The sequence below is a fragment of the Corallincola spongiicola genome (genome assembly GCF_004284785.1).
GTDB lineage: Bacteria > Pseudomonadota > Gammaproteobacteria > Enterobacterales > Neiellaceae > Corallincola > Corallincola holothuriorum.
In genome coordinates this window covers 35,578-48,247 of the sequence record NZ_SHLY01000003.1, presented here as the reverse complement: position 1 = coordinate 48,247, position 12,670 = coordinate 35,578, and the positions used below count along the sequence as shown (strand labels likewise).

General features: G+C 50.1%; 11 protein-coding genes. 2 read left to right on the top strand and 9 right to left on the bottom strand.

The features are described from left to right. Nucleotides 1–136 precede the first annotated feature (136 nt). Both EXY25_RS10590 and EXY25_RS10585 read right to left on the bottom strand, forming a co-directional pair. Complete coding sequence (locus EXY25_RS10590) at nucleotides 137–841, bottom strand: spondin domain-containing protein (RefSeq protein WP_130566747.1); 705 nt, start codon at nucleotides 839–841, stop codon at nucleotides 137–139. A 13-nt stretch (nucleotides 842–854) separates the two neighbouring features. Further along, entirely contained in the window at nucleotides 855–1,559 is a 705-nt protein-coding gene (locus EXY25_RS10585) for a spondin domain-containing protein (RefSeq protein WP_207232150.1), read from the bottom strand. A gap of 501 nt (nucleotides 1,560–2,060) precedes the next feature. Here EXY25_RS10585 and EXY25_RS10580 point away from each other — a divergent pair. Then, entirely contained in the window at nucleotides 2,061–4,685 is a 2,625-nt protein-coding gene (locus EXY25_RS10580; protein ID WP_130566746.1) for a TonB-dependent receptor plug domain-containing protein, read from the top strand. Nucleotides 4,686–5,174: 489 nt separating this feature from the next. On the opposite strand, the gene EXY25_RS10575 is transcribed toward EXY25_RS10580, so the two are convergent. The 6 genes from EXY25_RS10575 to prlC form a co-directional block, all read right to left on the bottom strand. Continuing rightward, nucleotides 5,175–5,774, bottom strand: a complete 600-nt coding sequence (locus EXY25_RS10575) for a hypothetical protein (RefSeq protein WP_114337433.1) — start codon at nucleotides 5,772–5,774, stop codon at nucleotides 5,175–5,177. Between the two features lie 321 nt (nucleotides 5,775–6,095). Next, entirely contained in the window at nucleotides 6,096–6,743 is a 648-nt protein-coding gene (locus EXY25_RS10570; protein ID WP_114337432.1) for a hypothetical protein, read from the bottom strand. 155 nt (nucleotides 6,744–6,898) lie between these two features. Next, nucleotides 6,899–7,183 (bottom strand): hypothetical protein, encoded by a 285-nt coding sequence (locus EXY25_RS10565; RefSeq protein WP_130566745.1) that lies wholly within the window; start codon nucleotides 7,181–7,183, stop codon nucleotides 6,899–6,901. A 38-nt stretch (nucleotides 7,184–7,221) separates the two neighbouring features. After that, the gene (locus EXY25_RS10560) at nucleotides 7,222–7,782 is read right to left on the bottom strand and encodes a riboflavin biosynthesis intermediates N-glycosidase (protein WP_130566744.1); all 561 of its coding nucleotides are present in this window, start codon (nucleotides 7,780–7,782) and stop codon (nucleotides 7,222–7,224) included. A 43-nt stretch (nucleotides 7,783–7,825) separates the two neighbouring features. After that, entirely contained in the window at nucleotides 7,826–8,350 is a 525-nt protein-coding gene (locus EXY25_RS10555; protein WP_165419330.1) for a phosphatase domain-containing protein, read from the bottom strand. A 96-nt stretch (nucleotides 8,351–8,446) separates the two neighbouring features. After that, nucleotides 8,447–10,492: an oligopeptidase A gene (prlC, locus tag EXY25_RS10550; protein WP_130566742.1), complete on the bottom strand. Its 2,046-nt coding sequence runs from the start codon at nucleotides 10,490–10,492 to the stop codon at nucleotides 8,447–8,449. A gap of 320 nt (nucleotides 10,493–10,812) precedes the next feature. Here prlC and gorA point away from each other — a divergent pair, with 320 nt between their 5' ends. Then, entirely contained in the window at nucleotides 10,813–12,180 is a 1,368-nt protein-coding gene (gene gorA / locus EXY25_RS10545; RefSeq protein ID WP_130566741.1) for a glutathione-disulfide reductase, read from the top strand. 67 nt (nucleotides 12,181–12,247) lie between these two features. Here gorA and EXY25_RS10540 read toward each other — a convergent pair whose 3' ends face one another. After that, nucleotides 12,248–12,652 (bottom strand): hypothetical protein, encoded by a 405-nt coding sequence (locus EXY25_RS10540; RefSeq protein WP_114337426.1) that lies wholly within the window; start codon nucleotides 12,650–12,652, stop codon nucleotides 12,248–12,250. Nucleotides 12,653–12,670 lie beyond the last annotated feature (18 nt).

The following is a 12,670-nucleotide window of genomic DNA, read 5'->3' as shown; positions in this document are numbered from 1 at the left end:
ACCTGGTTGTTGCATCTGGTTCGTTAGAGGTAGAGACCGGTCAAGCTGTGATTAAATTTCCTGCAATCTTTGAATGCGTGTTCGCAGACTGAAAATGAAGCCCCGCCATCGGGAGCTTCACTCCAGTGCTGAACAATCACTCCGTGCGAGTAATGGTTACCTTCATCACCGGATTGTCAAAACGATGACTAAAGTTCAACGCTGAATTGGTTAGGCCATCATCCGCTGTCACCACGCCCGCATGCACATAAACGCGATCAATATCATCACGGGTGGCAGCATAACCTTCGCCGCCGCCAGCAGGTCCAGGTACAGTCGCTGCCGTTTCGCTATTGGCTTCGGTACCAGCATCATAAGCCATGGTGGTGGTCGACCAACTGTCACCCACCGCCAGTTGCTCTAAACCCCAGCCATTGACACCAGTGAAAGCATCATTGGTATTCACTAGCATGGTGGCCAGTGTCAGATTTAGGTCGATACCCTCTTCGAAGCTAAGTACCATCATCTCTGAGGCACCCGGCATAATCACGCCCGCACCCGAGGCAGAAGCCCAAAGCCCTTCGATAGCGAGGAGTTGACTGTTGTCACCGCTTTCAGCCATCACCTCCAGCGGCACCAACGCGGCATCACCGAGAGACCAGGCCTGAATGGTTTCATTGTGAACCAGTGCTGCCACTGGTGATAATGGTTGGTTGGCAGTCAGATTGACCACTTCAACCTCATAGCTGCGCATCAGTGGATCCACAATGACAATTTCATCATCATCGTCGTCACTACAGCCACTTATTACCGCAACCGCGAGCAACGCAGTGCCAAGACGAAAATAGCTTTGCTTATTCATATCGCCTCCCTGGTTACTGTACGGTAACGGTCAGTTTTGCCACCGGATTCAACCAGCGATGAACACGGCTATCTAGATCTGATACACCGCCCTCTGCGTCTGTATCACCTAACACACCGGGATGAATATGAACCGTGCTGTTCGGCTGGGTGGCAGTGACACCACTACCGTTCATGCCCGCATCACCACCTGGCGCAGCTGGTATCCCGGGAACACCTGGCATATCACTGCCATCAACAACCAATTCGTCATTAGCTTCAGTACCGGCATCGTAACCTTTCAGATACACCGTATAGGTACCCGCTTCAGATGGGATCATCCAACGGTCTAACCCAACAAAACCGTCGTTGGTCGGCAACAACATAGCAGTCAAAGAAAGGTACGCCATATCACCACTGTCCAGCATCACACCTTCAATGCTCGCGCCCGGTGCCAACAGGCCACCAGCAGGATTACTCACGACAGGCATACCGTCCAGCGCGGTTGCCATCGCAGAGATATCGCCCCCCTCGGCAATGGCTTGCAGTGCGGCCGATGCGGCCATTCCAGTCTCGTACATATAAACGTCGCCAGGATGGGCTGCGATAATCAGTGGTGTGAAATAGACCCCTTGCGTCAGGTTCTCAACTTTGATCTCTAACTGTGCCGCTGATGCGGGTACGGCAAAACCTGCAGCGATCATGGCTGCCAAAGGCAAACGGGTAAGAAATTTAGTCATCGGTAACGCTCTCCATGTTTAATGTCGAGGGTAAGTGTCGCCACCAGATCTCCGTATCAGATTGCAAAAACATCACAAAACCATCACAAGCTGTCGCAGCGAGTCATGACCATAGACAAATTTAAACACTCTTCACATCGACTAAGACAGCGTGCCTAAGGCACTAACAACAGAGCGCCACTTGGTGACAAAGATCACATTATTGCAGGCGCAACTTCAGCGCATTTCGCAACAATTTTCACAATCACGAAAGCGCACTAAACAGCCAAATTGATCAAACACTGATCAGCCCGATCTTATTGATAACAACAGCGCAACCAAAAACCCACTAAGCCAACGAAAAATTGCTACACAAAGAAAACATTAATCTAAAAAAATCAGACTGTTATTACTTTTGACCCTGCTCAGCAAATGGTTTTTAACCTGTTCCTAACGGACCACAAAAAATAGAGTCCGTAACAAAAAAATAAGCACAGTCCATCGACCCAGGAGTATTTTCCAATGCCTGTTTTGCAAAAAAACACGGTCGTAAAAACGATCGCTTTATTCGCAGGGGTACCTCTGCTCGCTCAGCCCGCCTTCGCCGACGACAGCACAGCTGAAGATGTCGAGCGTATTGAAATTACCGGTTCTCGCATCAAACGCGCAGACATGGAGAGCGCAAGCCCGGTACAACTTATCTCCGCCGAAGATATCGCAGCCGGTAGTTACACCTCAGTAGAGCAGGTGCTGCAGCAATCCACAGCCTCTGCCGGTATGGCAACCGGCGCATCCAGCAACAACGGCGGGGTGGGTGCTGCGCGGGTAGATATGCGCGGCATGGGCGTACAACGCACCTTGGTGCTGGTTAATGGTCGCCGGATGGTTAATTCGGGCACGGGCGCGGATGCCGCAGTGGATCTCAATACTATCCCACTCGCCATGATCGAACGTATCGAAGTGCTTAAGGATGGTGCCTCTGCCGTGTATGGCTCCGACGCCATTGCTGGTGTAGTTAACATCATCACCAAAAAGAATTTTGAAGGACTGGAGCTAAGTGGCACTTATGGTGGCAGTAGCGAAGGCGATGCCAATACCGGTGATATCAGCCTGCTGATGGGCGGTAGCAGCGATCGCGGTAATTTTGTGGTTGGTGCCAGCTATGTAGATCGTGGCGATGCTTGGCAAAGTGACCGGGGCTGGTCTGATTGCGCATTGGACGGCTCGACCTCCCCCTCTTGTATCCCTGGCAGCTCCACTATCCCTGGCGGCGCAATTAACCCAGGAGATGGCTGGAAACAGCGTGATCCAAACACCGGTGAGTGGGTCGCTCAAACAGACAGTTTTGACTACGTCCCCTACAGCTACCTCTACACACCTCAAGAGCGTGTCAGTGTATTTGGTAACGGCAGCTATGAACTAAATGATGATCTAACAGCGTTCACCGAATTCCTCTATACCAAACGTACCTCAGATCAGCAGATGGCACCTTCACCAGTCACCGGCGTCACCTTCAGTGAGGATGCTCTGGGTAACCCATACGACAGCGCCGTCAGCTATAAACGAAGAATGACTGAGGCGGGAGCCCGTGAATTCGAACAGATCACTGACACCACGCGTATTGTCACAGGCCTACAAGGATATCTTGATCTCGGTAGCGGTTACGATTGGGATCTTTCCTACACCTGGGGCAGAAACGACGCTACCAGCAAAGTACATAACCTCATCAACAACAAAAAGATGATGGAAACCGCCTACGCCGACACCTGTGGTCAAAACGGCGTGCCATGTCAGGACTGGTTTGCCCCAGAAGGCGAAATTAGCCAGGAAACTCTCGATTACGTTACCTACACCGATCAGTCGACCGGTGGCAACGAGATGAATGTCGTCAACTTCAACCTCTCTGGCGATGCTTTCGAGCTACCTACCGGTACTGTCGGTTTTGCTGCAGGATTAGAGTACCGGGAAGAGAAAGGCTGGTACCAGCCCGATTCTGTGACCGTGGCAGGCGAAAGCTCACAGTCACAGCAAGACGCGACCTCAGGCAGTTATGACACCACCTCAGCCTATGCTGAGTTTGCCATTCCGCTGCTCTCTGATATGCGTTTTGCTGACGACGTTAGCCTGGAGGCTGCCGTCCGCTGGTTTGATTACAGCACCTTCGGCAGTGACAACACTTGGAAACTGGGTCTGACCTGGAAAGTGGATGATGAATGGATGCTACGTGGCGTGCGCTCAACCGCTTTCCGCGCTCCTAGCGTGGATGAGCTTTATGGCGGCAATGTCGGTTCATTCGACTATGTCACCGATCCCTGTTCCGGCTATGGTGCGCTTGACCCAAGCAGCAGCACTTACCAAATGTGTCATTCCGAAATTGGTGATACCAACTATCAGTTCAACGATTTTCAGATCGAATCCACTTGGTTAAGTGATGATGATCTGCAACCAGAAACCGCTGATACCTGGACCTTTGGCTTAGTTTATAGCCCTGACTATATCGACAACCTGTCACTTACTATCGACTACTACAAGATCGAAATCGACGATGCCATCGTACGTATTGATAGTCAGCAGTATTTAGATGCGTGCTACGGTGGTAATGCTCAAGCGTGTGACACACTGAATATCAGCCGCGATTCACTCACTGGCGAGATCAGTAATGTCGATCGTCCACTGACTAACGTTGGCTACCAAAACACCTCCGGTATCGATAGCAATATTCAATACGGTTTCGAAGGGTTTGGTATAGATTGGAGTGCTAATCTGGACAGCACTTACCTGATCGAGTTTGAAGAAGATGGTAATGACTATGCAGGTACCATCAGTGGTATGACGGGTGGCTATGCGCGTTGGCGCAGCAACGCCAGCCTGAAAGCCGCTGCGGATAACTGGGATATTTATTACAAAATGCGCTATATCCACAGTATGGATGACCTTTATGAAGATTATGAAGTCTCTTCTGTGACGTACCACGATGTTTCAGGTCAATATTATGTAAATGACAGCTTGAGCCTGAAGGTAGGTATAGATAATCTATTCGACAAAGAGCCACCCTACGTACCGAGCTATTCAGATATGAATACGGTACCGGAAGCATACGATGTGTTAGGCCGTTACTTCTACGCAGGTTTCACCTACCGCATGTAAAGAATGTCTCGACTCTGTCAGTACAGAGTCTGAGCAAAAGAGCGTTGTCCAAAATCCCTTGTATGGGGCAACGTACCCCCCGAAAGCGCTTCGTTAGAAGCGCTTTTTTTTATGTACAGGATGTACGGTATGTCGCGGGTGCATGGATGCACAGGAGCGACGATGTACAGGATGTACGGTATGTCGCGGGTGCATGGATGCACAGGAGCGACGATGTACAGGATGTACGGTATGTCGCGGGTGCATGGATGCACAGGAGCGACGATGTACAGGATGTACGGTCGAAAAATGCTCCATCCACTTCCGACATTCCCACCATCCATGGCGATCGTACACCCACTAAGCTACGCGGGGTGAGCTTTGTCGCAGGTGCATGGAGCCCAATACACTTCGTGGGGCGTACTAATGCACAGGAGTAATGCTGCGCAAGGTGGGCTTTGTTGCGACCGGATAAACCTTTAAGAACAGCGGCGTACTGAATCACGCAACTTAGTAAGCATCATCCCAACGCTGCCACCAACCAGAAAATCCTCGAGTAAGGTAGTGCTTAAGTCCTATCAGCAGCAACAGTAGGGTCATCGGCAGGATCAGTAACATCCACTTAGCGGTCACCGGCAGAGGTAAATAGCTGGTATCTAACACCAGCAAATTGCCAGTAAAGTGATAGTGATGACGAAATGCTTCTTCGAGATCTGCGGGGAGCCGCATTGTTGACAGGTAGCCCTTCACTCGCGTTTCCCGAAACAGATCCGCTAATACCGGTTCATCCTGCTGCTTGATCAAATAGGTTAGCTGCGGCTCATCACCCGCATGTACCACCACAGGCACGTAATAGTCGGTTTGAAACGGTTGCGCACTATCATCCGGTGGCATGAGCACTTCATAGGTGTTGGTGATCTCTCGCAGACCACCATTTAATTCAACATAGCGATTTTGGGGAGCCTGCGGGAACAACTCATTGGCTTGTGCCACCACAGGTTGTTCACCATTGCGCTGCCAATAGTTCACCGCATCCCATGCGCCGAGCAGTAATGCGATGACCGCCACTAACTGGCAAAAACTGGTGGCCTTGAGAATAAGAGTCTTCATATGCGCTCCTTGCATCTAACCCTGACCTGATGAGGGGATCTATTACGGAGAATGAAGTAATTAAAGCATCTGATTTAAACGCAAAGATATAACCTGCTCACATTTCGACCAAGGCGTAACAACACAGATCCAATAGTTTGAAGTATGCGGCGAAAAACGGGGAAATGAGAGCTAAAACAGAGCGAATGGCTAGTAAAAGTAACAAATGTTAAATTAGATAACACAGTGTTAGGCGGGCGCTAGCAGAGAATATAAGCCAAACCCTTACCTTTAAAAAAGACCTCCAACTGGAGGCCTTATCTACTGGTGGCGTATCAGAGCCTAGCTGCGACGCACGGCACCTAATCCAACCACAATCAAGCCCATCAGCAAAATTGCCGCTGGCGCAGGAACCGAAGCCTTACCTTCAAAACCTTCAATGCGAACGCCGTAGCCACCACTGATGGGGTTACCGCCGATCAAGTTGCTACCATTCACTTGAATACGCTGGCTACCTGCGATAGCTGCAGGGCTGCTAGGCCAGCCTAACCGGGTGCCATTGATACCGAAAATCGACACGAAGTAGCGACCGGCATCTAAGAAGAAGTCATCCACATCAAATGTCACTACCGGAAAAGAGCTACCAGCAGAGCCACCCAAACTGTCATCACGCACGTAATCACTGCGATCCAAGGTTTGCGCAAACAGTGACGTAGTCAAACCAGCATCAAAAATCTCAATAGTTAGCTCATCCATATAACGGTCAGCGGTGGCAGACACATCATGTAACTGCGCAGCGATCTGCTCTACTGTCGAGCCCGCAGCCAGATCAAAACTGGTTGCCGCACGGTACTCACTGCTACATGGCGTACAAGAGCCTCCGGCAGCAGAGCCAAGAAACGGATTTTCATAGAGGGGAGCGGCTGAAGCACTCTGAGAGACAATCATTACCGCAGCGGCGGCCAAACCTGAAAGAGACTTAAACATCATGGATACTTCCTTTATTACTGCTAACCAAATTAAGTTTAATTTTTCATAGCAAAAAAGAAGCCAAACAAGTAATAGATTGAATTAAAAGGATTAAGTTAACCGCCAAATATAAGCACGCACTAAAACGTAAAAATATTAGACATCTGACAAAGGTATTATTCGATCTGCTTAAACCCCTGCCCCATTCGGAACAAAACCATCATAACGATCATCGGTGCGAGGCTGTAAATGAGCGCGTCGATATTGGTAAACAGATGCACCCCACCGATCACCAGCGTCAGTAGAAAGAGCAGATAAATCGGCGCAGTCAGTCGCAAGCGCACACTGCACATTGGGCAGGTAAATGATGAGTTAAACACGCCATGTCGCTGCAAGCTCGCGTTCAATAGCGTGGTATCGATGGTTTCTTTACAGGCAGGACAACGGTAAATTCTAAACATTGAATTCGCTTATCTGAAACAGCCAGTGATGATGATTATCAGACCACAAGATCTGTGAAACGTTGCCGAACTTCCATCAATGCGAAACCCAGCAAATTAACGCCTTTCCACTGATTGGGGTTTTCAGCATGAGGATCATCTGCGGATAAACCAATCCCCCAGACTCTATCAACGGGACTAGCTTCAACCAAGATCCGCTCTCCGGTTCCCAGAAGAAAAGCTTTTAGCTCAGCATGTTGATCGAATTTTAGTAAGTTTGCTTGCACCACAATTTCAAATCGATGCTGACACCAAACTTGTTCGTCAAAGTTAAGCACTTCCCTACCAAATTTTTTGGCTGCTCCCGGATTCGAAGCAGTGATAATTCTTTCGTAGGCACACTGGTCGCCAAAGAGCTTAGCTTTCGCTGCCATCATGTAGTGTTCAGCAGTAAGAAATTTAACCCCATCATCGATAAAAGGAGCTTCATACCACTGACTAAAACAACTCTTTGAAACGCCTTTCTCTGGCTTTTTATGGCCCCAGAAAAAAACGTACTTTACGCAATTTCCATAATTAACGTAATCAACTAACTGTTGTATATCCCGCAGCTCAGGCATCGAACTCTCAATCAAAGGGGCTATGACTCGTAAATACTAGCGACTAATCCAATCCCAAAAACTCACGGCGACAAGGCATCGTCAGCGCCCCAGGGCGCAAAGATTTCACCAATTTTTCTGCTTCAGTTTTGTCCATACCACGCTCAATCAACAAGCGTGCGGCAATAAACCCCGTACGTCCGGTGCCACCCTTACAATGCAAGGTGACGTTGCACCCGCTATCAAGCAGGCTATTCAACCGCTTACTCACCTGCGGCCAACGCGCTTCAAAATCAGCATTGGGCAGATCTTCATCAGGGATCGGCATATGGAACCACTGCATATCGAAGTGAGAAACTTTATCGCCTAGATCTTCAACCTTATGTTTTACCAGCTCTTCGGACTCCATCAGCGTCACACAACACTCCGCTCCCCAATACAGCAGATCATTGAGATCCTGCTCCATCATTTCACTAAAGTCCTGATCCCCCTCTCGCTTGCCAGGGCAAGGATGCAAACCAATTTTGCCCTCACAACCGGGGATGTTTAGTTCGTAAACGGGCAGCTTATCTAAACGTTTACCTGGCATTGTCATGTTCCTCTTTGAAAAAATACCGGCGCCTAGGCGCCGGATAGATATTAAGTGGTCACAGCTCCAGTGAGCCTTGCCGGTGAAAAGCCGCGATTACGCTGCTTCACCGATTCCTGAATGCCGCAACAAAGCATCCACTTCGGGTTCACGACCACGGAATGCGCGAAACAGATTCATCGGTGAATCGCTACCGCCTTTGCGCAAAATTTCATTGAGGAAGCTCTGCCCCGTTTCGCTGTTGAAGATACCCTCTTCCTCAAATCGGCCAAAGGCATCAGCAGACAGCACTTCTGCCCACTTATAGCTGTAATAGCCTGCCGCATAGCCGCCACCAAAGATATGACCAAAGCTATGTTGGAAGCGATTAAATTCACTGACCGGCACCACAGCGACCTTATCGCGGATCTGATCCAAGGTGTGCTGCACCTGCGCGCCCAATGTGGGATCGAAATCCAGATGCAGGTGGAAATCAAACAGGGAAAATTCCAACTGGCGCAGCATCTGCATAGCACTTTGGAAATTCTTCGCTGCCATCATCTTGTCCAGCATCGATTGTGGTAGTGGCTCTCCGGTTTCAAAATGGCCAGAGATAAACGCCAATGCTTCCGGCTCCCAGCACCAGTTTTCCAAAAACTGACTGGGCAACTCTACAGCGTCCCAAGGTACGCCATTAATACCAGAGACGCCGGCCGTTTCCACTTTAGTGAGCATATGGTGTAAACCGTGGCCAAATTCATGGAACAAAGTGATCACTTCATCATGGGTAAACAGCGCTGGCTGACTACCGACTGGACCACTGAAGTTGCAAGTCAGATAGGCCACAGGGATCTGCAGTTCATTGGCTTCGGTACGCCAACGCGCCTGACATTCATCCATCCAGGCTCCACCCCGCTTGCCTTCACGAGCAAACAGATCGAGGTAGAAACTACCTTGCAAGCTGCCATCAGCATTGAAAATATCAAAGAAACGTACATCTTTATGCCAGGTATCGACGCCTTGGCGCTCAACGATATCCACGGCAAACAGGCGTTTTGCGACTTCAAACAGGCCGCTGACCACGCGGTTTTCCGGGAACCAAGGGCGTACCGCTTCAGCATCAATGGCATAAGTATGTTGCTTCAGTTTTTCCGAGTAATAGGTCAGATCCCAAGCCTCGGCGTTTTCAACACCGTGTTGCTGTTTGGCGTATGCCCGAAGCTCATCCAGCTCTTTCTGCCCCTGCGGCTTAGAGCGCTCAGCCAGGTCATTGAGAAAGCCCAGCACCTGGCCACTCTTCTCTGCCATTTTGGTGGCCAGCGAGTATTCGCCATAGTTGTCAAAACCTAACAGGCGTGCTTTTTCGTGGCGCAGGGCAACAATCTCATCCATTACCTCGCTGTTGTCCCACTTACCGGCGTTGGGGCCTTGATCAGAAGCTCGCGTAGCGAAGGCCACGTAGATCTCTTTACGTAGCTCCCGGTTGTCACAGTAGCTCATCACGGGCAAATAACAGGGGAAATCGAGGGTCAGCAGGTAACCCTCTTGTTCTTTTGCCGCAGCGGCCTGCTGTGCAGCCGCTAACGCCGTGGGAGGTAAGCCCGCCAGCTCAGATTCATCGGTGATCAACTTGCTCCAGCCACGGGTAGCATCAAGCAAATTATTGGAAAACTGCGAGCCCAACTCACTGAGTCGAGTACTGATCTCAGTAAAGCGCTTCTTCTTATCCTCGGGCAGAGCAACACCCGCTAGCTCGAAGTCACGTAACGCCTGCCGGATCACCTCTTGCTGCGCTTGGCTCAAGCTGGCGAACTGCGCGCTGTTAGCGACACGCTGATAGGCATCAAACAAGCCCTGATGCTGTCCAACCCAACTGCCATATTCGCTGAGTAACGGTAAACAGGAGTCATAAGCGTCACGCAGTTCGGGGGTATTTGCCACACCATTGAGGTGTCCCACCGGCGACCAGGCACGACTGAGTTTGTCATTCACTGTATCCAACGGTGCGATCACCGCTTCCCAGCTCTGCTCTTGGCTGCTGGCGACCTGCTCCACCACTGCTTTACAGTCAGCGATCAACTGCTCAACGGCAGGCTTAACATGCTCAGGCTTAATCTCGCTAAAACGTGGCAGGCCGGAAAAGGATAACAACGGGTTGGTCATGGATGATCCCTGATCTGATAAAGAGTCTAAAGGGGGTTATCGGGGTTTAAAGACCTCTTTTCAAGTCAAGCCGTGACATTTGTCATGACCGACTGGTGACAGCTGTGGCTAACGACAAATAATGCGGTGATGAATACTTCACTTACCCAGCCAAAACGGCATACAAAAAACGGATTTGAAAAAAGAGGACCAATGAACAAGCTGAACAATTAACCACAACGGTTTTGCTGCCATAACGATTTAATCCACAGCGTCGATTTTCATTCAGCGCCAGTCGGGCTAGTATCCATAGTTAAACGCAACCCTTTGTTGGAGAACATATGAGCAAGCATTTCGACTTTATTGCTATTGGCGGCGGCAGTGGCGGCATAGCAACGGCGAACCGTGCTTCGATGCGTGGCATGAAATGCGCCATTGTCGAAGCCAAATTTCTGGGTGGTACCTGTGTCAATGTCGGTTGCGTACCCAAAAAAGCGATGTGGTTCGCAGGCCAGATCGCCGATGCATTCAAATACGCCCCTGACTATGGCTTTGACGCCACGGTGAAGGGTTTAGACTGGGGTAAGTTAGTGGCCAGCCGCGAAGCTTATATCTCGCGTATTCATGGTTCCTATGATCGTGTGCTTGGCAATAACGGCGTAGAGGTAATTAATGGTTTTGGCCGTTTTGTTGACGCCCATACCATTGAAGTGGATGGCGAAACCTATACAGCTGATCATATCTTGATCGCCACCGGCGGTCGGCCCCAGATCCCTGACGTACCGGGTGCTGAATTAGGTATCGACTCTGACGGCTTCTTTGCGCTAACAGAGCAACCAAAGCGGGTTTTAGTTGTGGGTGCAGGCTACATTGCCGTTGAGATTGCCGGGGTCTTTAATGCCCTTGGCAGTGAAACCCATCTCGCCGTGCGCAAACATAAGCCACTGCGTAATTTCGACCCGATGCTCGCTGATACACTGGTAGAAGTGATGGCAGAAGACGGCTTGAACCTGCATACCGATGCCACACCCAAAGCTGTCCATCAGCATGATGACGGCAGCTTAAGCATGGAAACCGAGAGTGGCGAGATGATTGGCCCCGTGGACAGTCTGATCTGGGCAATTGGTCGAGACCCAGCCACAGACAATATCAATCTAAAAGCCGCAGGTATTAGTCTCGACAGCCGTGGCTATATCCCAACAGATAAATTTCAGAATACTGAGATCGCCGGAATCTATGCAGTCGGCGACAATACGGGCCGCGCGCAGCTCACCCCTGTCGCCGTTGCCGCCGGACGGCGTTTGGCTGAACGCCTGTTCGATGGTCGCGAAGGCTTACATCTGGATTATGAGCAGATCCCCACCGTGGTATTTAGTCACCCGCCGATAGGAACCCTAGGATTAACCGAGCCAGAGGCGATAGAGATCCATGGTGAAGAGAATATCACTGTGTATAACTCGCAGTTCACCGCCATGTATTCGGCACTGACAGAGCACCGTCAACCGACCAAAATGAAATTAATCTGCTTAGGCGAAGAGCAAAAAGTGATTGGTATTCATGGCATCGGTTTTGGTATGGATGAGATCCTGCAAGGCTTTGCCGTGGCGATGAAGATGGGGGCAACCAAAGCTGACTTTGATGCCACGGTGCCGATCCATCCCACCAGTGCGGAAGAGTTTGTTACGCTGTCACCACAGGTATATCGCTAACCACGATACGATCGAAAAAGCCGCCAGACTGGCGGCTTTTTTAAACCCATCGACAGCAAGTCTCAGGTCAGCTTTGGCGCTTAAATATTTGCCCAAACAACACTACTAATGGCAACGCAACCGCTGCCTGCGCCCACCATGGACGAGCGGGTTCAAACAGGATCCAACTGGCAAACATTAGCACCTCACTCCATGCCAAAAGTTTAATTAGCCGCTTACCACAAACACTGATCTCACTAAGTAGGCTAATCACCACAGACCAAGCCAATGCTGTAAACGAAATAACCACCGCGGCAAGTAAAAAACCGGTGGCATGACTCGCGATGAGCTGGGATCCCAATACTGCCGCACCAAAGCACAGCGCCAAGTAGTGGCTGATGGTTTGTGTTTTTAACAGTTGTTGCCGAACATCATGCAGCAGATGATGAATTGTTTGACGCCAATGGGCCGAGGTACGAAAGGTGGCAGCCATGGTTCACTCCTTGAATAC

Bases quoted from the DNA above. Each gene is read 5' to 3' on its own strand.
- EXY25_RS10585 (WP_207232150.1), bottom strand. From the start codon at position 1,559: ATGACTAAATTTCTTACCCGTTTGCCTTTGGCAGCCATGATCGCTGCA.
- EXY25_RS10540 (WP_114337426.1), bottom strand. From the start codon at position 12,652: ATGGCTGCCACCTTTCGTACCTCGGCCCATTGGCGTCAAACAATTCAT.
- EXY25_RS10560 (WP_130566744.1), bottom strand. From the start codon at position 7,782: ATGCCTGAGCTGCGGGATATACAACAGTTAGTTGATTACGTTAATTAT.
- prlC (WP_130566742.1), bottom strand. From the start codon at position 10,492: ATGACCAACCCGTTGTTATCCTTTTCCGGCCTGCCACGTTTTAGCGAG.
- EXY25_RS10570 (WP_114337432.1), bottom strand. From the start codon at position 6,743: ATGATGTTTAAGTCTCTTTCAGGTTTGGCCGCCGCTGCGGTAATGATT.
- EXY25_RS10580 (WP_130566746.1), top strand. From the start codon at position 2,061: ATGCCTGTTTTGCAAAAAAACACGGTCGTAAAAACGATCGCTTTATTC.
- gorA (WP_130566741.1), top strand. From the start codon at position 10,813: ATGAGCAAGCATTTCGACTTTATTGCTATTGGCGGCGGCAGTGGCGGC.
- EXY25_RS10575 (WP_114337433.1), bottom strand. From the start codon at position 5,774: ATGAAGACTCTTATTCTCAAGGCCACCAGTTTTTGCCAGTTAGTGGCG.
- EXY25_RS10555 (WP_165419330.1), bottom strand. From the start codon at position 8,350: ATGCCAGGTAAACGTTTAGATAAGCTGCCCGTTTACGAACTAAACATC.
- EXY25_RS10565 (WP_130566745.1), bottom strand. From the start codon at position 7,183: ATGTTTAGAATTTACCGTTGTCCTGCCTGTAAAGAAACCATCGATACC.
- EXY25_RS10590 (WP_130566747.1), bottom strand. From the start codon at position 841: ATGAATAAGCAAAGCTATTTTCGTCTTGGCACTGCGTTGCTCGCGGTT.